The sequence below is a fragment of the uncultured Anaerotruncus sp. genome (assembly GCF_902490045.1).
In the GTDB taxonomy this organism is placed as follows: domain Bacteria; phylum Bacillota; class Clostridia; order Oscillospirales; family Ruminococcaceae; genus Anaerotruncus.
Genome location: NZ_CABUCJ010000043.1, coordinates 1 through 18,656, shown reverse-complemented (window position 1 = coordinate 18,656; position 18,656 = coordinate 1). Strand labels below are relative to the sequence as shown.

The following is an 18,656-nucleotide window of genomic DNA, read 5'->3' as shown; positions in this document are numbered from 1 at the left end:
CGGGCTGGGACGCGGTGCCCGCCGCAAAAATCCTGTCGGAGCGCACCGGCCTGCCCGCCTGGCTCTGCAACGACGCCAACGCGGGCGCGCTGGCCGAATGGCAGTACGGCGCGGGGCGGGACTGCGGCGACCTCGTCTTCCTCACCTTCGGAACGGGGCTCGGCGCGGGCCTCATCCTCAACGGGCGGCTCTATGAGGGCGCGTCGGGCATGGCCGGGGAGCTCGGCCACATCCGGCTCGAGGCGCACGGCCCCGTCGGCTACGGTAAGGCGGGCTCCTTCGAGGGGTTCTGCAGCGGCGGGGGAATCGCTCAGCTCGCGCGTGCGTTCGCGCTCGAGGAGCTGCAGGCGGGGAAAAGCCCCGCCCTCTGCCCCGACGAGGGGGCGCTTCCCGCGCTGGACGCACGCGGGGTGGGGGAGGCGGCCGCCGCGGGCGACCCGCTCGCCCGAAAGATTCTGCGCGAGGTAGGCGTCCAGCTCGGTCGGGGGCTTTCCGTCATCATTGACATGATAAATCCCCAAAAAATCATAATTGGCAGCATCTTTGCCAGATGCTATAATGAGATATGGCCGGCGGCGCGGGAGGTCCTCGAACGGGAGGCGCTGCCCGCCGCCCGCGCGGCGTGCGAGGTGCTGCCGAGCGCGCTCTCCGAATCGGTGGGGGACATCGCCGCCCTCTCGGTCGCGCGCTACCACATCGAAACCGCGGAGGAACCTGTATGAAAGAACGTACCAGCCGGCTTTCCGACGGCTTTTTTGCGCGGCATCCCGCGTTCGGCGCGCTGCGGGAGGAGCTCTCCGCTGCCTGCGGCCTGCTGCTCGACGCCTACCGGCGGGGCGGCAAGCTGCTCGTCTGCGGAAACGGCGGCTCCTGCGCGGACGCCGACCACATCGTCGGCGAGCTGATGAAGGGATTTTTGCTCCGCCGCCCGCTGCCCGGGGCGGAACGCGCAGCCTTCGCCGCACTTTTCGGCGGGGAGGGGGAGGCCGTCGCCGAAAAGCTCCAGGGCGGGCTGTCCGCCATCTCCCTCTGCGCGCACGCGGCGCTCATGAGCGCCTTTGAAAACGACATCGACCCGGCGCTCGTCTACGCGCAGCAGGCGTACGCCTACGCGCGTCCGGGGGACGTGTTCCTCGGCATCAGCACGTCGGGCAACGCGGAAAACGTCCGCGCCGCCGCCATGGCGGCCCGCGTCCGGGGTGCAAAGGTGATCGCCCTGACAGGCGAGGGAGGCGGAAAACTCGCTCCGCTCGCCGACTGCGCGATCCGCGCGCCCGAGCGGGAGACCTACCGCGTACAGGAATGCCACCTGGCGATCTATCATTTTCTCTGCGCGTATGTGGAATCGGAACGATTTGACGAATGAGGGGGAATCGCCATGCAGCCGTTTCGGCTGACGCCCGCCTGTAAGGACTACCTGTGGGGCGGGACCCGGTTAAAGACCGCCTACGGCAAGCGCACCGCGCTGCCCGTTCTGGCCGAGAGCTGGGAGCTTTCGGCCCACCCCGACGGCGACGGCGTGATCGCCTGCGGGGAGTACGCGGGAACGCCCTTTTCCCGGTTTGCCGCGGAGCACCCGGAGGCGCTCGGCAAAAACTGCGCGGGCGCGAAGGAGTTCCCGATCCTGCTCAAGCTGATCGACGCGGCCCAGTTCCTGTCGATCCAGGTGCATCCGGACGACGGCTACGCCCGCCGCGTCGAGGGAGGACAAGGCAAAACCGAGATGTGGTACATCGTCGACTGTGAGCCGGACGCCTTCCTCTATTTCGGCTTTGAGCGGGAGATCTCAGCGGAAGAGATGCGCCGGAGGATCGCGGACCACACGATCACCGAGGTGCTCCACAGGGCCCCCGTGCACAGGGGGGACGTCTTCTTCATCGGCGCGGGCACGATCCACGCGATCGGCGCGGGCATCCTGCTCGCGGAAATCCAGCAGAACTCCAACACGACCTACCGCGTCTACGATTTCGGGCGGGTCGGGGCCGACGGGAAGCCGCGCGCGCTCCATGTGGACAAGGCGCTCGACGTGACCCTGCGCAGGCCCGCCGACGCGGACGCGCCCGGCGCCGGGCCGCTCGCCGAAAAGGCGGATTACCGCCTGCGCAGGCTTGCAAAGTGCAATTACTTTACAGTGGACGCGCTGGCCCTTTCGGGCCGCTTTTGCCGCGAAATGACGGGCGATTCCTTCCTCTCGGTGCTCTGCACCGAAGGGGAGGCGTCGCTCTCCTGCGGCGGGGAGGCGTTCCCGCTGCGCGCGGGGGAGAGCCTCTTCGTCCCGGCGGACGCGCCGGGCTTCACCCTCGCCGGGAACGGCGAGCTGCTGCTCACAACGGTATAGGAGGAAATGCGATGTATTACATAGGCGTCGATTTGGGCGGGACCAACATCAAGGTGGGGATCGTGGATGCGGAGAGCTGCGCCATCCTCGGGGAGGGGAGCCTGCCGACCGCGCTGCCCCGCTCCGCGGACGAGGTGTGCGCGGACATCGTCCGGGCCGCCGGGGACGCGCTCGCGTCCGCCGGGCTGGATCTTTCGCGGATGCGGGGGATCGGCGTGGGCTGCCCCGGCACCGTCAACCCCGTAACCGGCGTCGTGGAGTACTCCAACAACCTTGGCTGGCGCGACTACCCGATGCGCCGCAGCCTCAGCGGGGCGCTGGGGCTGCCCGTCGCGATGGGCAACGACGCGAACGTCGCCGCCCTCGGCGAGGTGTGCGCCGGAAGCGCGCGGGGCGCTTCGAGCGCGGTCATCGTCACCCTCGGCACCGGCGTGGGCTGCGGGGTGGTGCTCGGCGGCGAAATCCTCACCGGCTACAACTTTGCCGCCTCCGAGCTCGGGCATATGGTCATCCGGTACGGCGGACGGCCGTGCACCTGCGGGCGGCGCGGCTGCCTCGAGGCCTACGCCTCCGCGACGGGGCTCATCAACCTGACCAACGAGGCGGCCGCCGCCCACCCTGACAGCCGGCTCGCCGCGATCGCCGCGGAAAACGGCGGCGCGGACGGGCGCACCGCCTTCCTCGCCGCAAAGGAGGGGGACGCCGCCGGGCGGGCGGTCGTCGATGAGTACATCGGTTACCTCGCCTGCGGCGTGACCAACATCATCAACATCTTCGAGCCGGAGGTCATCAGCCTCGGCGGCGGTGTCGCCAAGGAGGGGGAAACGCTGCTCGCGCCGCTGCGGGAACGCGCCTACGCCGAAATCTTCGGCGGGCGCGGGGAGAAGTACACCCGCATCACCGCCTGCACCCTCGGCTACAAGGCGGGGATCATCGGCGCGGCCATGCTGGCGCACAAGGACGCATGACCCCGCGAAACAATTGCATCGACAACCGGGCAGCTGTGACAGAGATCGCGGCCGCCCGGTTGTTTTTTTGCGCTTGGCGAAAACTGCCCAGCGGACGGCGGCATTTTTGGCAGATTGCCGGACGCCGGGGAAAAGCCCGGTCAAAACCGCAAAGAAACCTGTGGTATTTTTGGCCGGAATGGAAAAAGTTCGCGCTTTTATGGGTTTTCGACAAGAAAGCGGGGCAAAAAAGGGCAAAACGGATAAATTTTTCCGTTTTTCCCCACCCCCGCGGATTGGGAAATTGGACGATCCCACAAAAATGTTGAAAGATGTCAAGCGGTTTGACGGGGAAACCCGGAAAATGCTTGTGGACTCCTACGAATTGCCTTCCAGAAGATTATGGACATTGCAAGAAAATTCGTCATATAGCCCAAACGTTATTGTAAATTTTAGATAACATGCTATAATCGAGCTAAATAAAAAAGATTGCTTCTATGCAAGGTGCATATATTCCGGTCAATCTTTTTTACATGCTTGCAAGCAGCAGCCGACTTGAACCGTTGATTTCCGATTTGAAAAAAGGAGGAGCTTTTTCCATGAAACGCATCCTTTCCATCCTCTTATCCGTTACGCTGGTCTGTCTGCTGGCCGCCTGCGGCGCGCCCGCGCAGCAGGGCGGCGACGCCCCGCAGGCGGAAGCCGCGCCCATGCGGGCGCTGCGCCTCGGCACCGGCTCGGTGGGCGGCACCGACAACGTCGCGATCGAGGCGATGTCCTCGGTGGTCAACCGCAACTCCGAAATCAAGACCTCCACCGTCACGACGACCGGCGCGGTCGAGATCATCAACCTGCTCGATTCCCGCGAGCTCGAGGGCGGCTACACCGGCTCGATCAACCTCGTGCAGGCGCTGCGCGGCGAGGAGCCCTTCCAGAAGGAGATCCCCGCCAGCTCGATGCTCCAGGCGTTCGGGTTCGTCTCCTGGCGGCTTCCGGTGCTGACCGTCAAGGGCAGCGGCATCGAGAGCTACGAGGACCTGCGCGGCAAAAAGATGGCCTTCCCCGACGTGGGCTCCGCCTCTACCGAGGTGCTCAAGATCGTCCTGCGGGAAGCGGGCGTCCTCGACGACGTCAACATCGAATACTTCACCTGGAGCGACGGCTTCTCCGCGCTCAAGGACGGCCGCGTCGACGCGTGCGTCGGCACCTGGGGCAACGGCGTGCCGCCGGCGGGCATCATCGAGCTGCTCACCGTGCGCGACATCAACATCCTCTCCCTCCCGCCCGAGGTCGGCGCCAAAATCCACGAGATCAACTCCGGCATCATGGCGCAGGATTTGACCCACGCGGAGTGCGACATCATCCCGGAGGGCGACCCCAGGCTCTCCCCGGTCAACGCGGGCGTCATGATCTTCCACGCCGACGTGCCGGAGGAGTCGGTCTATGAGTTCACCAAGGCGTGCGTTTCCAACATCGAGGAGCTGGGCAAGATCACCCAGGACCTCAAGCCGCTCAAGGACTACGTCACGAGCGTCTGCGTCGAGGACGTGCCCTTCCACCCGGGCGCCGCGCGCGCGCTCAAGGAAGCGGGGCTGTGGGACGACCGCTTCACCGTCTACGGCGAATAACCGAACCACGATCCGCCGCCCGGAGGCCCGGGCGGCGCGGGCGGGCTTGTCCCGTGCTGCGGAAGAGGGCCGGGAGGCCCGCCCGCAAGGAAAAAGGAGGCATCCATGCAACAGCGTAACCTGCCCGGCGATTACAGCCGGCGCAACCGCACGATCGACCGGCTGACCACCGTCACGGCCATCCTGATGAGCGTCTACCACTTTATCTCGGCGCAGAAGCTGCTGGTCTTTTCCGACATCCACGTGGCGATCCACATCTGCTTCGCGCTGGTGATCGTCTTTTTGCAGAAGATGAAGCTCGACGACAGGCGCCACCCGGTCGAAAATTCCCTGCTCGCGGCGCTCGCGCTGGCGAGCGTGGGCGTGACCGTCTTTATTGCCGCCAACTACGAGGCCTTCAAGACCTCGATGGGGCAGAACCCGCCGGGCAAGGTGCTTTCGGGCGCCATCCTGCTCGCCGTGCTGATGATCGGCACCTATCTCACCTGGGGCAAGACGATCCCCATCATCGTGCTGATCGCGCTGGCCTACGGCTACTTCGGGCCCCATATGCCCGGGTTCCTCTACCACGGGGGACTCAGCCTCGACCGGGTCATCACCTATTCCACCACCAATTTTACCGGCGTGTTCGGTATGCTGGGGACCATCTCGGCCAACACGATCGTCCTCTTTTCGATCTTCGCGGGGCTCATGCAGGCGTTCGGCGCGCTCGACGCGATCATGAACGTCGCCATGGCCGCGAGCGGGAAGGTCCGTTCGGGCGCGGCGCAGGTCGCCGTGCTCAGCAGCGGGCTGGTCGGCTCGGTGACGGGCAGCGTCGCCGCCAACATCTCGATGACCGGCGCGGTGTCCATCCCGCTCATGAAAAAGCGCGGCTATCCGCCCGAGTTCGCGGGCGCGTGCGAGGCGGCCGCCTCCACCGGCGGCGCGATCCTGCCGCCCGTCATGAACGCGGCGGCCTTCATCATCGCCTCGTGGACGAGCACCCCCTACATCCGGATCGCGCTGATCGGCGTGGCGCCCGCGCTGCTCTACTATTTCGGCATCGCGCTGAGCATCTACATCAAGGCGATCAAGCTGGGGGACAAAAAGAACGAGGACGACGCGCTTCCGCACTTCAAAAAGGCGTTTTTGGAGTTCGTGATCTACATCCTCCCGCTGGTCGTCCTGATCATCTTCCTCGTCAAAATGTACTCCCCGCAGGTCTCTCTTTTCTACGCGATCCTCGCGCTGCTGCTCGTCGGGCTGATCCAGCAGGTGCGTAAAAACGGGCTGGCCGGCTGCGTCCGCGGGTTTGTCCGCAAAACGCTCGACGGGCTGGCGATCGGCTCCAAGTCGATGGCGATGATCGCGGTGGTCATGGCGGTCATGGGCGTGGTCGTCCAGATCCTGACCGCCACCGGCCTGCCCTCCAAGATCTCACAGTTCGTCATCACGCTGGCGGGGGACAACCTCTTCCTGCTCGCCCTCTTCGTCGCGATCACCTGCCTCATCTTCGGCATGGGCATGCCCGCCGCGCCCGCCTACATCCTCGCGGCGCTGCTCGGCGCGCCCGCGCTGACCGCCTTCGGAGTCCCGCTGCTCGCGGCGCATTTCTTCGTCTTCTACTACGGCGAGCTCTCCGCGGTGACGCCGCCCGTCGCGATCGGCGCGCTCGTGGCCTCGGGGCTCGCAAAGGGCGACTTCATGAAAACCAGCCTCATCTCCATGCGGCTGGCGGTGTGCGGCTTCGCCATCCCCTTCATGTTCATCTTCCGGCCGGAGATCCTGCTGATGGGCACCCTGTGGGAATTCTTCTGGAGCATCCTGATGGTCATGGTCTTCGCGTTCGCCTGCGTGATCTTCTTTGAAAACTTCTTCCTGGAGAAGCTCATCCTTCCGGAACGCATCGGCGCGGCGGCCGCCGCCTTCTGCTGCATCTGGCCTCATTTCGCCTTCGACTTCATCGGCCTCGCCCTCATCGCGCTGGTCGTCGCGTCCCACCTCTGCCGGAGGCGGCGGGCGGCCCGCGCAGGCCGCGCGGAAGAACCGACCGCCTGAAGGGGCGGAAATACTGGGGAAAGGCGGAAACTTCCGGATGGACGCACGTAAAAAGATTGTCATCTGCTCCACCCTCGACACCAAGGGGGAGGAGACCCTCTACCTCAAGGCGCAGCTCGAGGAGCGCGGCGCGCAGGTGAGCATCATCGACATCGGCCTCAAGCGCACGACGCGCAGCTTCCCGGTCCAGTTCACGCAGGACCAGGTCGCCGAGAGCGCGGGCAGCTCGTTTTCGTCGGTGGAAAACATCCTCTCCCGGTTCGAAGCGTCCAAAATCATGATGGAGGGGCTTTTGAGCATCACTCAGAAGCTCTGCCGCGAGGGGAACCTCGACGGCATGATGTCGCTGGGCGGCTCGGGGGGCACCACCATCGCGAGCTACGCGATGCAGAACCTGCCGCTGGGCATCCCGAAGATCATCGTCGGCACGATGGCCTCGGGCAACACGGTGCCCTACGTGCAGGGGCAGGACATCCTGCTCATCAACTCGGTCGCGGACATCCAGAGCATCAACTTTTTGACCGAATACATCCTCGGGCAGGCGGCCGCCGTGATGTGCGCGATGATCGACGGGCCCAAGATCGCCCGCCACAAGAAAAAGGCGATCGGCATCACCGGGTTCGGCGTGACCACCCCCTGCGTCCAGCGCTGCAAGGAGCTGCTCGAGGAGATGGGTTATGAAATCGTGATCTTCCACGCGCGGGGCGTCTCGGGCGGCAAGATCATGGAAAAGATGATCCGCGAACGGTTTTTCGCGGGGGTGCTCGACATCACGACCACCGAGCTCGCGGACGAGGTCGGCGGGGGCGCCTACGCGATCGGCCCGGAGCGGCTGCGGGGCGGGGTGGAGACGAACATCCCCTACATCGTGGTGCCGGGCGCGCTCGAAATGATCAACATCGGCCCCGAGGAGCAGCTGCGCCCCGAGCAGATGGACAAGGTCCGCTACTACCACAATCCAAGCCTTCTCAAAATCCGCGCCGACAAGCGGGACATGCGGGCGCTCGCGGAGCTCTTCGTCCGCAGGCTCGGGGATGCGGCGGGGAACACCAGGCTGGTCATCCCCACACAGGGGTTTTCCGAGATCGACAAGGCGGGCAACGTCTTCCACGACCCGGAGACCGACGCCGTTTTCATCAGCGAGGTCAAGGCGAAGATGCCCCCGCAGGTCCCGGTCATCACCAGGGACTGCCACCTCAACGACCCCGCTTTCGCCGAACTGCTTGTGCGGGAGCTTATCCGCATGATCGACTGGGACGCGGTCCGCAGGGGAGAGGCGCACGCCTGATCCCGCCGCAGTCCCAGAACTGTAAGGAGATTTGCCAATGCAAGGAACGAAAATCAACCGCGACACCATCCTCGAAAACCTGCGCGCCGAAATCGCCGCCGGCCGCCCGATTATCGGGAGCGGCGCGGGCGTGGGACTGATCGGCCGGATCGTCGACCGCGCGGGCATCGACCTGATCGTCGTCTATAACTCGGGGCACTTCCGCATGAACGGCTACAGCTCGATTCTGGGGAACCTCCCGGTCGGGGACGCCAACGCAATGGTGCTCGAGATGGGGGAGGAACTCATCATCAACGCCGTCCGCCGCGCGCCGGTCGTCGGCGGCATCTTCGGGGTCGACCCCACCCGCGACATGCGCCGCTTCCTCGAGCGGATGGCCGACGTCGGCTACTCGGGGGTCATCAACTACCCCACCGTCGGCAAGATGAACGGCCGCCTGCGCTACGAGCTGGAGCACGTCGGGCTCGGGCTCGACCGGGAGATCGCCACCATGCGCATGGCCGCCGACATGGGCTTTCTCACGCTCGCCTACGTCTTCTGCCCCGAGGACGCCCGGCGCTACGCCGCGGCGGGCGCGGACGTGCTCGTCTCCCACGCGGGGCTGACGCAGGGCGGGGACATCGGGCTCCAGTCGGACGGCACCCTCGAGGAATCGATGGAAAAGACCGAGGCGATCCTGCGGGCCGGGCTCGAGGAAAACCCCGATATCATCCCCCTCTGCCACGGCGGCGCGATCATCTCGCCCGACGACGCCCGCGCCGTCTTCCGCCACACCTCCGCGGTCGGGTTCATCGGCGCGTCGAGCATCGAGCGCATCCCGGTGGAGCAGATCGTCTCCCGGACGGTCGAGAGCTTCAAAAGCCTGCCGCTGGACGAAACGGCGGACAAAACCTGAAAAAACACGCATCCATGGAGAGAGCGCCCCGCCGGCTGGCGGGGCGCTCCTTTTGCCTTTCCGCGGTGGAAATCCGTTTGGGAATGTGGTATCATGGGGTTACACCAAAAGCCGCGCGGCCCCGAGCGCCGCGAGCAGCAGCCCCGAGAGGACGCCCAGCGCCTGTTTTGGGACGGGCAGGCGGGAGAGCCGCCCGCCCACGGCCTCGCCGAGCGCGAGGCAGGCGGTCTGCGTCACGCCGACGGCCAGCGGCAGCCAGAACGACCCGGCACCCGCCAGCGCGAGCCCGACACCCGCGCCGAGCATGTCGACCGAGAGGGAAAAACCGAGCAGCAGCGCCTCGCCCAGGTCGATCGAGCCCGAGTTGTCGAGGTCTCCCGCCGCCGGCTCCCTGACGACGAGGATCGTCAGCCCCAGCGCGTGGAACCGCTTTTGCAGGGGCGGCTTTTTCGGGGCGGGGGAGGACGCCCGCCCCGGCAGCAGGGAGCGGACCGCCGCGCCCGCGCCGAGCAGGATCAGGATGCCCGCGCCGATCCAGCGCCCGGCGCCCGCGGGAAGGACCGTCCCGAGCGCGCCGCCCGCCGCGACGGCGGCGAGGGCGAAGCCGGTCGAGAGCAGCGCGATCGCGGTTTTTGCCGCCGCGCCGATTTTGACCCCGCGCAGGCCGAAGGAGGCGCCCGCGGCGAACCCGTCGGCGCTCAAGGCGAGCGCCGTGACAAAGATAAACAGCATGGACCCAACACCACCCGTATGTACCGCGCGGGAGACCCGCGCCTAACCCATACTATGGCGCGCCGGGAATTTGGTTCGGCGGGCCGGGCACAAAAACAAACGACAAGGCGGTTATGCAGATGAACAAAACAGGCTTTTCCCCGGCGGATATCCTGATTCCGCGGGAGGCGGACATGACGCGCTGGAGCGTCGTGGCGTGCGACCAGTACACCTCCGAGCCGGAATACTGGGAGCGGGTCGCCCGCGAGGTGGGGGACGCCCCCTCGACGCTCGGCATGATCCTGCCGGAGGTCTACCTCGGCGAAAAGGAGGCCGCCGCGCGCATCCCGCGCATCAACGGGACGATGCGCCGCTACCTGGACGAAGGGATTTTCCGCACCCTGCCCGAAAGCTACGTCTACCTCCAGCGCACCCTCGCCCCCGGCAAGGTGCGGCAGGGGCTGGTCGGCAAGCTCGACCTCGAGGAATACGAATACGGTGCGGGCAGCCAGTCGCTCGTGCGCCCGACCGAGGGCACGGTGGAAAGCCGCCTGCCCCCCCGCATCCGGGTGCGGGAGGACGCGCCGCTTGAAAGCCCACACATCATGGTGCTGATCGACGACCCCGGCCGCACCGTCATCGAGCCGCTGCGCGCCCGGACGGGGGGCCTCCCCCCGCTCTACGACTTCGAGCTCATGGAGGGGGGCGGGCGCATCCGCGGGTGGCGGGTGTCCGGCGGCGAGGCCGCGCGGGTGGACGAGGCGTTCGGCGCGCTCGCGGAAAAGCTCGGCGACTACAGCGGCCGCTTCCCCGGCAAACGCCCGCTGCTCATCGCGGTGGGGGACGGCAACCACTCGCTGGCCACCGCCAAGGCCTGCTGGGAGCGGCTCAGGGAAACCCTCCCCGCAAAAGAACGGGAGGGCCACCCCGCGCGCTACGCGCTCGTCGAGCTCGTGAACGTCCACGACGAGGCGCTCGAGTTCGAGCCGATCCACCGCATCCTCTTCGGCGTGGACCCCGAGCAGGTGCTCCGCGAGCTCCAAAACTACTACGACACCTGCGAGGACGCGGTGGGCGCGCAGTCGTTTGAATACGTCTGCGGCTCCCGGCGGGGGCGGCTCCACGTCGCCAACCCCTCCGCCCAGCTGGCCGCCGGGACGCTGCAGAATTTTATCGACTGGTACCTCGGCCGGTTCGGCGGCAAGGTCGACTACATCCACGGCGAACAGGTGGTCGGGCACCTCTGCAAAAGCCCCGGAACGATCGGCTTCCTGCTGCCGGTCATGAAGAAGTCGCAGCTCTTTCCCACCGTGCTGCTCGACGGCGCGCTGCCCCGCAAGACCTTCTCGATGGGGCACGCGCATGAAAAACGCTACTATCTGGAATGCCGGGCGATCCGGTAGAAAACAGCTTTTGGAGGTGCTTTCATGAAACGGGAAATCCTCATCGCGGCGGCTCTCGGCGAACGGGAGCCCGACCTCGTGCTGAAAAACGCGCGGGTCGTCAACGTCTTCACCGGGGAGATCGTCCCCGGCGACATCGCCGTCGCCGACGGGTATATCGCCGGCGTCGGCAGCTATGACAGCGGGAAAAAGGTCGTCGACCTCGGCGGGAAGTTCGTGGCGCCCGGCTTCATCGACGCGCATGTGCACGTCGAGTCGTCGATGGTCTCGCCGCCCGCCTACTGCGCCGAGGCGCTCGGCTGGGGCACGACCACCCTTGTCACCGATCCGCACGAGATCGCGAACGTCGCGGGGGGCGCGGGGGTGCAGTTCATGCTCGACGCCTCCGCGAAGCTGCCCGTCAACTACTATGTGCAGCTGCCCTCCTGCGTCCCGGCGACCCCCTTCGAGCACGCGGGCGAGGTGTTCACCGCCGAAAAGATGCGGCCCTTTACCGGGGAGCCGCGCGTGCTCGGGCTGGGCGAAATGATGAACTATCCGGGCGTCGCGGGCCGCGACCCCGAGGTCATGGCCAAATTCGAGCTCTTCTCCGGGCGCGTCGTCGACGGCCACGCGCCCGGCATCACCGGCAACGGGTTGCAGGCGTACATCGCGGCGGGCACCGGCACCGACCACGAGTCCACCTCCTGGGCCGAGGCGCATGAAAAGCTGCGCGCCGGGCTGGCGGTGCTCGTGCGGGAGGGCTCGGCCTGCAAAAACCTCGCGCCGATCATCGAGGGCGCGCTGGCCGATGGGGTGGACACCTCCCACATGGCCTTCTGCACCGACGACAAGCACCTCGCGGACATCCGCCGCGAGGGGACCATCCGCTGGAACGTGAAGCGCGCGGTCGAAACCGGTCTCGACCCCGTGAAGGCGATCCAGATGGCGACGATCAACGCCGCGCGCATCCATCGGCTCTACGACCTCGGCGCGGTCGCCGCCGGCTTCCGGGCCGACCTCGTCGTCTTCTCCGACCTGCGGGAGATCGACGTGCAGGCGGTCTACAAGGACGGGAAGGAATATGTCCGGGGCGCCTTCTCCTTCGGGCCCGCCGGGAGCGCGGGGGAGGACGACCCGATCACCCATTCGGTCCACCTCGCGCCGCCCGCCGACGGCTGCCTCGCGCTGCCCGAGCGGGAGAGCTACCCGGTCATCAACGTCATGCCCGGCAACGTCACGACCACCCGCACCGACGTTCCCGCCGCCGAGATCGACTCCCTCATCGCGGCGGGGAAGCTGCGCAAGATCGCCGTCTTCGAGCGGCACCACGCCACCGGGAACGTCGGCGTGGGCCTCATCGCGGGCTACGGGCTCACCCACGGCGCGGTGGCCACCACCGTCGCGCACGACTCCCACAACCTCATCGTCGTGGGGGACAACAAAACCGACATGCTCGCCGCCGTCCGGGAGATCGAGCGGGTGCAGGGCGGCTACACGATCGCCGCGGACGGCAGAATCCTCGGCACGCTGCCGCTGCCCGTCGCCGGCCTCATGAGCAGCGAGAACGCGGACGCCCTCATCCCCGCGCTCGACGGGATGATCGCCCTTGCGAAAAGGCAGGGGGTCGCGGAGGGCATCGACCCGTTCATCACGCTGAGCTTCATGGCGCTGCCCGTCATCGGGGACATCCGCATCACCGACATGGGGATGTTCGACGTGACGAAGTTCTCCTTCATCGAATGAAAAATCCCTTCCCGTATTCCGACAGCAACAAGCGGTACCACACCTATACCTACGCGCTCTCCCGCCGGTTCGGCGGCAAGGTCTCCCGCGTGCCGCTGAACGCGGGCTTCACCTGCCCCAACCTCGACGGGACGAAGGGGAGGGGAGGGTGCGTCTACTGCTCCCCCGCGGGAAGCGGGGAGTTCGGCGGCGACCCGCGCCTGCCCGTCCGGGAGCAGTTCGCCCTGGTCGCCGCGCGCATGGCGGGCAAGTGGGACACCCCCCGGCACATCGCCTATTTCCAGGCGCGCACCAACACCTACGCGCCCGCAGACACGCTGCGCCGCATCTATGAGGAGGCGCTCGCCTGTCCCGGGGTGGTGGGGCTGGCGGTCGCCACGCGGCCCGACTGCCTGCCCGGCGAGGTGTGCGACCTGCTCGGGGAGCTGGCGCGGCGCACCTACCTGACCGTCGAGCTCGGGCTCCAGACCGTCCACGACGCGACGGGGGAGCGGATCAACCGCTGCCACAGCTATGCCGATTTCCTCGAGGGCTTTGAAAAGCTGCGGGCGCGCGGCGTGAACGCGGGCGTGCACCTGATCGACGGGCTGCCCGGCGAGACGCGCGAAATGATGGTCGAGACGGCGAAGCGGGTCGGCGGGCTGCGCCCGCACCTCGTCAAAATCCACCTGCTGCACCTGCTGGAGGGCACCGCGCTCGCAGACCAGTACCGGGAACGGCCGTTCCCGTTGATGCGCCGTGACGAATACGTCCAAACCGTCTGCGACCAGCTCGAATGGCTTCCGCCCGAAACGGTGATCGGGCGGCTCACCGGCGACGGCGACCCCCAGGCGCTGATCGGCCCCGACTGGAGCCGCAAAAAGCTCTGCGTGCTCAACGAGATCGACAAGGAGCTCGCACGGCGGGATTCCTGGCAGGGGAAGCGGCTCGGGGACGCCGCGGGGACGGCTCCGGGCTGACAGGACGGCTCTCCCCGGCCCCCGGGCGTGAGGCTGTTTCGCTAAAGAAGGATTTAACGAAATCCGGGCGAGGGCGTGGGGACAGCCCGGGCGGCGGCCGGAAACGGATACGGCGCGCCCGGACGCGGCAGGAACAAAAAAAGGAGGGCACCGGAATGAACCAGCTTTTCTCCGACGCCGCCGGGCTGGAACGGTACAGGCTGTTCGGCGGCTACTACTTGCAGCTTGGGGACCTCTTCATCTTCGCGCTGCTGCTTGTCGCAATTCTCCTGACGGCGATCGTCGTGCTGCTCATCAAGCACCATATCGATTACCGCTGCTACAGCAGGCTTGAGGACGAAAACCGCCGCCTGCACTACGAGATCATCCAGTTGAAAGCCATCGAGGCCGTCCGGAAGGAACAGGCGGCCAACGATAAGAGGAACGAATAGAAATTCTATTCGTTCCTCTTTCTCTTCCTTGTGCGAATGTCCGGATTGTAGTAGAATGAAAAAAACGATATCGGGAGGTTTGGGTTATGCAACTGTCTTTTTTGGGCGCGGACCACGAGGTCACCGGCAGCTGTCACTATTTGCAGGCGTGCGGGAAGAAACTCCTGATCGACTGCGGCATGCAGCAGGGCCCCGATGAATATGAGCACCAGGAAATCCCCTTCGCGCCGGGCGAAATCGACTATGTGCTGCTGACCCACGCGCACATCGACCACTCCGGCCGCCTTCCCCTGCTGGCCAAGCTGGGCTTCCGCGGCGCGATCTGCGCGACCGACGCGACCTGCGACCTCTGCGGCATCATGCTGCGCGACTCCGCGCACATCCAGGAGTTTGAGGCCGAGTGGAAAAACCGCAAGGGCAAGCGCGCGGGGCGCGAGGAGATCGAACCGATGTACACCATGCGGGACGCGGAGACGGCGATCTCCCAGCTCGAACCCTATGTCTACAACCAGGTGGAGCAGCTCTGCGACGGGATCGCCATCCGGTTCATCGACGCGGGCCACCTGCTCGGGTCCGCGAGCATCGAGCTGTGGGTCACCGAGGAGGACGTCACCAAAAAGCTCGTCTTTTCGGGCGACGTGGGCAACCTCAACCAGCCCCTCATCAACGACCCCAGCTATATCTCCGAGGCGGATTACGTCGTTGTGGAATCCACCTACGGCGACCGGCTCCACAACCCCCCGCCCGACTACGCCGAAAGCCTCGCCGAAATCATCCAGCGCACCTTCGACCGGGGCGGCAACGTCGTCATCCCCTCCTTCGCCGTCGGGCGCACGCAGGAGATGCTCTATTTCCTGCGCGACATCAAGGCGCGCGGGCTCGTCCACGGGCACAGCAGCTTCCCCGTCTATGTCGACAGCCCGCTGGCCGTCGAGGCGACGAGCATCTTCCAGGACAACCGCGCCGACTTTGACGAGGAGGCCACCGCGCTCATCCGCCACGGCATCAACCCGATCACCTTCCTCGGCCTGCACCTCGCCGTGACGAGCGACGAATCCAAGGCCATCAACTTCGACAACACCCCCAAGGTCATCCTCTCCGCGTCGGGCATGTGCGAGGCGGGCCGCATCAAGCACCACCTCAAGCACAACCTCTGGCGGCCGCAGTCGACCGTCGTCTTCGTCGGCTACCAGGCGGCCGGGACCCTCGGGCGCGCGCTGCTGGAGGGCTCCAAATCCGTCAAGCTCTTCGGTGAGACGATCGACGTGGAGGCCGAAATCGTCTCCCTCGAGGGGGTCAGCGGCCACGCCGACCAAGCGGGACTGCTCCGCTGGCTCGACGCGTTTGAAACGCCCGTCGAGCGCATCTTCGTCGTGCACGGCGAATCGGACGTCTGCGACTCCTTCGCCGCCCTGCTCGCCAAACGCTATAACGTCCCCGTCACCGCGCCCGACTACGGCGCGCGCTTCGACCTTTTGACCAACACCATGCTCGAACCGGGCGTCAAGCGCGAGCTCATGAAGCCCGCCGCCAAGCCCGAAAGCGTCTATACCGGCGTGTTCGGCCGCCTCTACGCCGCCGGGAAACGCCTCATGGCCGTCATCGAGCACAACCGCGGCGGCGCCAACAAGGACCTCGCCAAATTCGCCGACCAGGTCAATTCCCTCTGCGACAAGTGGGAAAGATAAGCGCGCGTCCCTTTGGCGTCCCGACCAAAGGGACGTTAAGGAAGGGCGGGACTGCCCGACCCTTCGGGTCGGAGCGCGGCTTCGCCGCGACGCCCGCCCGGCGCGCTTCATGAAGGGGGGCGAGCCGCCCCCCTCCATGGGCCACCCCCTGATCAACTGCATACAAAAAAGCGGCCGCCCGAAGGGCGGCCGCTTTTTGCAGGGACCGTATGACGCTCCGTGAAAACGGGGACGATGTGTGCCGTCCGGGAAAGGCCGCGTCTCCCCTGCGGGAACAGAATTCTCCCCGTGTGCCCCCTCCAAGCGGGTACGCTTGCACGTGCCTTCTTCTTGCAGTTGGCTGGACGTGAGCGGTGGGGGGATTCTCAAGGGGGGCGAGCTTTGCGCCCCGCCTTCTTCAAGTGAGTCCCCCTTGAGCGCCCTTCTTTCGTCCATTTCTTGGGCGATCAAGAAATGGACCCGCCTGCCGGGGCGGGACCCGGCAATTCTTGCCGCCGTAGGCGGCTCCCCTAAAGCGCCCCGGAGGGGCGCGAACAAAAGCCCTCAGACCCTCGGGCGGAATATCGAAAACCGCCCACAGGGCGACAAGCCCTTGGAAAATTTTAGGCCCTTCGCGTGAGAAATGGTTGACATTTCCCCCTCTTTACTGTATTATTGTATCAATTTAATCACACACATAATACAAGCGGAGGAGTTTATATGAAACGTTTTTTTGCAACCGCCGCGTCGGTTCTCTGCGCCGCGCTGGCGCTCACCTCCTGCATGTTCATCCCGTCCCACTCGGGCGGCTTTTCGCTGGGCGGGGAATCGGGCAACTATTTTGGCGGAATCACCGGCACCGCGGAGGACGGGACGGTTTCCGTCTGGGGCAGCGCCTCCATCGAGAGCGACGCCACCGTCCTCTACCTCGACCTCGCGGAGGACCGGGAGGCCGCCGTCTCCTTCACGCTCTCCGACGTGCACCGGACGGTGACCTTGAGCTACCGGGACGCGGACGGGAACCGCACCCGGCTGTTTGAGACGAACGCCGACTCGTCCGCCGACCGCACCCCCCTCTCCCTGAAGGCTGGACTGGGCGAAATCCAGCTCTCCGGCGCGGGCGCGAAATGCTCCTTCGACATCTCGGTCGAGGGGCTCGACCCCAAGAAGGTCAACTACGCCGGCTTCTCCCCGCCCGACGACCCGGTTTCGGAGAGCCTTTTCGGCGCCGGGGAAGCCTCCTCCAGAGCGGACGCGGCCTCCGGTTCGGCCGAGGACGGCGATTATATCGCCGAAGCCAACCGGATTGCGATGGAGTTTGTCGACGGCCCGACCGGCCGCTACCTGAAGGGGGAGCTGTCCGGGGAGGAATTCAAAACCGAGGCCGCCGCCGCGCGGGACGCGATTCTGGACAACGCGCGGGACGCGCTCACGGCGCGCGGCTTTTCGGGCGCGGAGCTGGAGGAGCTGATGGCGGCGGAGACGCGGATGGTCGGCGACGTCTATCTCTGCGTCGAGGACGTGATGAAGCCGGCCAGGGAGCTGGCCGCGCTCGAGGGCACCACCTATGGGAGCGACAACCCGTTCGGCGCGTTCAAGGACGTCATGGGCCCGATCGGCGAGCTGACCGCCGCCGGGAAAAAATGGGCGGGCGCCCTCAGGGCGGACCAGGAATCGCTTCAGGCGCTGGAGGAAAAATATGCCGGCCGGCTGCCCGCCGGGTACCTCGTCGCGCTGACCTCCAAGACCCAGGCCGACCAGTACGCGGACGACCTCGACATGGGGGATTTCTCCTCCCTCTTCCCGCAGGATTGATCCCTCCCTCCCCCGCACGAAATCGAACCCGGATTCCCCGGGTCATAGGATTGGAGGCTTTCTGATGAAACGCACCGCACTGCCCTTGGCCGCGGCCCTTTTTGCCGCGCTTACGCTGGCCGCCTGCGCCCGCCTGGGGATTTCGGCGCCCCAGCCGAACCAGGAGGTCCCCTGGAAGGACGAAACCGCCGCCGCGTTCGGCGAGATCACCGGCGGGAGCATCACCTCCGCCGTGGTCGACGGGGGGATCGGCGTGGTCACGCGGAACGCGAAGGTGCACGGGCAGGCGGCGGTCCTCTACCTCGACATGCGGGAGGACGCCGACGTGTCCGTCTCCTATCAAATCACCGGCGCGACCCGGGAGGTCACGCTCTCCTACCTGGCCCCCGACGGGAGCATGACCCCGCTGGCCGGGACGAAAAAGGAGACGGAGGCAAAGGGGGTTTCCCTCCCGCTCCAGACGGGGCTCGGCGCGCTGGTGCTCGAGGGCAACGCCTCCTGCACCCTCCGCCTCACCGTGGAGGGACTCGACCCCGAAGCGGTCCAGTACGTCAATTCCGTCTCCCCCGGCAGCCCCGGCGCGGAAAGCCTGCTCGGCCGGGAGCCCGGGGAGAAGCTCCCCACGCTGGAGGAGCTGGCGGAGGCGCTCGAATCCCTCCCCTGACCGCGGGAGAATCCATAAAAGCCGGCCCTAAGCAGGACTCTTCTCCAGCCTTTTGATTTTGTCTGGACATGTGCCAGACAAAATCACCTTATAGCGTAAAACCGCTCGGAGAGCGGTTTTACAAGAGGAGGGGTGGTTCTGGCGG

16 protein-coding genes are annotated in these 18,656 nt (G+C 66.3%); 15 read left to right on the top strand and 1 reads right to left on the bottom strand.

Annotation, left to right across the window (positions count from 1 at the left end):
- The 8 genes from RDM88_RS06405 to RDM88_RS06370 form a co-directional block, all read left to right on the top strand.
- The coding region (locus RDM88_RS06405; RefSeq protein WP_308754040.1) for an ROK family protein at nucleotides 1–722 on the top strand (722 nt) is incomplete at its 5' end.
- Nucleotides 719–1,366, top strand: coding sequence for an SIS domain-containing protein (locus RDM88_RS06400; protein ID WP_308754039.1), 648 nt, complete (start codon nucleotides 719–721; stop codon nucleotides 1,364–1,366). The genes RDM88_RS06405 and RDM88_RS06400, both read left to right, overlap by 4 nt.
- A 12-nt stretch (nucleotides 1,367–1,378) precedes the next feature.
- Nucleotides 1,379–2,338, top strand: coding sequence for a type I phosphomannose isomerase catalytic subunit (locus RDM88_RS06395; RefSeq protein ID WP_308754038.1), 960 nt, complete (start codon nucleotides 1,379–1,381; stop codon nucleotides 2,336–2,338).
- A gap of 11 nt (nucleotides 2,339–2,349) precedes the next feature.
- Nucleotides 2,350–3,306 carry an ROK family protein gene (locus RDM88_RS06390; RefSeq protein WP_308754037.1) on the top strand — a complete coding sequence of 319 codons (957 nt, stop codon included), beginning with the start codon at nucleotides 2,350–2,352 and terminating at the stop codon, nucleotides 3,304–3,306.
- Between the two features lie 578 nt (nucleotides 3,307–3,884).
- Nucleotides 3,885–4,913, top strand: a complete 1,029-nt coding sequence (locus RDM88_RS06385; RefSeq protein ID WP_308754036.1) for a TAXI family TRAP transporter solute-binding subunit — start codon at nucleotides 3,885–3,887, stop codon at nucleotides 4,911–4,913.
- 105 nt (nucleotides 4,914–5,018) lie between these two features.
- A complete protein-coding gene (locus RDM88_RS06380) occupies nucleotides 5,019–6,953 on the top strand; it encodes a TRAP transporter fused permease subunit (protein ID WP_308754035.1) in 1,935 nt (644 codons plus the stop codon).
- Nucleotides 6,954–6,990: 37 nt separating this feature from the next.
- The gene (locus RDM88_RS06375; RefSeq protein ID WP_308754034.1) at nucleotides 6,991–8,241 is read left to right on the top strand and encodes a Tm-1-like ATP-binding domain-containing protein; all 1,251 of its coding nucleotides are present in this window, start codon (nucleotides 6,991–6,993) and stop codon (nucleotides 8,239–8,241) included.
- Nucleotides 8,242–8,278: 37 nt separating this feature from the next.
- Nucleotides 8,279–9,136 (top strand): phosphoenolpyruvate hydrolase family protein, encoded by an 858-nt coding sequence (locus tag RDM88_RS06370; protein ID WP_308754033.1) that lies wholly within the window; start codon nucleotides 8,279–8,281, stop codon nucleotides 9,134–9,136.
- Nucleotides 9,137–9,235: 99 nt separating this feature from the next.
- Here the strand turns inward: RDM88_RS06370 and RDM88_RS06365 are convergent, their stop codons facing one another.
- Nucleotides 9,236–9,868: a manganese efflux pump gene (locus RDM88_RS06365; RefSeq protein ID WP_308754032.1), complete on the bottom strand. Its 633-nt coding sequence runs from the start codon at nucleotides 9,866–9,868 to the stop codon at nucleotides 9,236–9,238.
- A 119-nt stretch (nucleotides 9,869–9,987) separates the two neighbouring features.
- On the opposite strand from RDM88_RS06365, the gene RDM88_RS06360 reads away from it, so the two are divergent.
- From RDM88_RS06360 to RDM88_RS06330, 7 genes are all read left to right on the top strand, one after another.
- Nucleotides 9,988–11,250 carry a DUF1015 domain-containing protein gene (locus RDM88_RS06360; protein WP_308754031.1) on the top strand — a complete coding sequence of 421 codons (1,263 nt, stop codon included), beginning with the start codon at nucleotides 9,988–9,990 and terminating at the stop codon, nucleotides 11,248–11,250.
- 24 nt (nucleotides 11,251–11,274) lie between these two features.
- Nucleotides 11,275–12,975 (top strand): adenine deaminase, encoded by a 1,701-nt coding sequence (ade, locus tag RDM88_RS06355; RefSeq protein ID WP_308754030.1) that lies wholly within the window; start codon nucleotides 11,275–11,277, stop codon nucleotides 12,973–12,975.
- Nucleotides 12,972–13,934, top strand: coding sequence for a TIGR01212 family radical SAM protein (locus tag RDM88_RS06350; RefSeq protein ID WP_308754029.1), 963 nt, complete (start codon nucleotides 12,972–12,974; stop codon nucleotides 13,932–13,934). Before ade ends, RDM88_RS06350 begins: the two co-directional genes overlap by 4 nt.
- Nucleotides 13,935–14,089: 155 nt before the next feature.
- Nucleotides 14,090–14,365, top strand: coding sequence for a hypothetical protein (locus tag RDM88_RS06345; protein ID WP_308754028.1), 276 nt, complete (start codon nucleotides 14,090–14,092; stop codon nucleotides 14,363–14,365).
- Nucleotides 14,366–14,451: 86 nt separating this feature from the next.
- Nucleotides 14,452–16,053, top strand: a complete 1,602-nt coding sequence (locus RDM88_RS06340; RefSeq protein WP_308754027.1) for an MBL fold metallo-hydrolase — start codon at nucleotides 14,452–14,454, stop codon at nucleotides 16,051–16,053.
- 699 nt (nucleotides 16,054–16,752) lie between these two features.
- Complete coding sequence (locus tag RDM88_RS06335) at nucleotides 16,753–17,847, top strand: hypothetical protein (RefSeq protein ID WP_308754026.1); 1,095 nt, start codon at nucleotides 16,753–16,755, stop codon at nucleotides 17,845–17,847.
- Between the two features lie 64 nt (nucleotides 17,848–17,911).
- Complete coding sequence (locus tag RDM88_RS06330) at nucleotides 17,912–18,511, top strand: hypothetical protein (RefSeq protein WP_308754025.1); 600 nt, start codon at nucleotides 17,912–17,914, stop codon at nucleotides 18,509–18,511.
- The last annotated feature ends 145 nt before the right edge of the window (nucleotides 18,512–18,656 follow it).

Excerpts from the sequence above, each read along its gene's own strand:
- RDM88_RS06400 (WP_308754039.1), top strand. The coding sequence starts at position 719 with ATGAAAGAACGTACCAGCCGGCTTTCCGACGGCTTTTTTGCGCGGCAT.
- RDM88_RS06395 (WP_308754038.1), top strand. The coding sequence starts at position 1,379 with ATGCAGCCGTTTCGGCTGACGCCCGCCTGTAAGGACTACCTGTGGGGC.
- RDM88_RS06390 (WP_308754037.1), top strand. The coding sequence starts at position 2,350 with ATGTATTACATAGGCGTCGATTTGGGCGGGACCAACATCAAGGTGGGG.
- RDM88_RS06385 (WP_308754036.1), top strand. The coding sequence starts at position 3,885 with ATGAAACGCATCCTTTCCATCCTCTTATCCGTTACGCTGGTCTGTCTG.
- RDM88_RS06380 (WP_308754035.1), top strand. The coding sequence starts at position 5,019 with ATGCAACAGCGTAACCTGCCCGGCGATTACAGCCGGCGCAACCGCACG.
- RDM88_RS06375 (WP_308754034.1), top strand. The coding sequence starts at position 6,991 with ATGGACGCACGTAAAAAGATTGTCATCTGCTCCACCCTCGACACCAAG.
- RDM88_RS06370 (WP_308754033.1), top strand. The coding sequence starts at position 8,279 with ATGCAAGGAACGAAAATCAACCGCGACACCATCCTCGAAAACCTGCGC.
- RDM88_RS06365 (WP_308754032.1), bottom strand. The coding sequence starts at position 9,868 with ATGCTGTTTATCTTTGTCACGGCGCTCGCCTTGAGCGCCGACGGGTTC.
- RDM88_RS06360 (WP_308754031.1), top strand. The coding sequence starts at position 9,988 with ATGAACAAAACAGGCTTTTCCCCGGCGGATATCCTGATTCCGCGGGAG.
- ade (WP_308754030.1), top strand. The coding sequence starts at position 11,275 with ATGAAACGGGAAATCCTCATCGCGGCGGCTCTCGGCGAACGGGAGCCC.
- RDM88_RS06350 (WP_308754029.1), top strand. The coding sequence starts at position 12,972 with ATGAAAAATCCCTTCCCGTATTCCGACAGCAACAAGCGGTACCACACC.
- RDM88_RS06345 (WP_308754028.1), top strand. The coding sequence starts at position 14,090 with ATGAACCAGCTTTTCTCCGACGCCGCCGGGCTGGAACGGTACAGGCTG.
- RDM88_RS06340 (WP_308754027.1), top strand. The coding sequence starts at position 14,452 with ATGCAACTGTCTTTTTTGGGCGCGGACCACGAGGTCACCGGCAGCTGT.
- RDM88_RS06335 (WP_308754026.1), top strand. The coding sequence starts at position 16,753 with ATGAAACGTTTTTTTGCAACCGCCGCGTCGGTTCTCTGCGCCGCGCTG.
- RDM88_RS06330 (WP_308754025.1), top strand. The coding sequence starts at position 17,912 with ATGAAACGCACCGCACTGCCCTTGGCCGCGGCCCTTTTTGCCGCGCTT.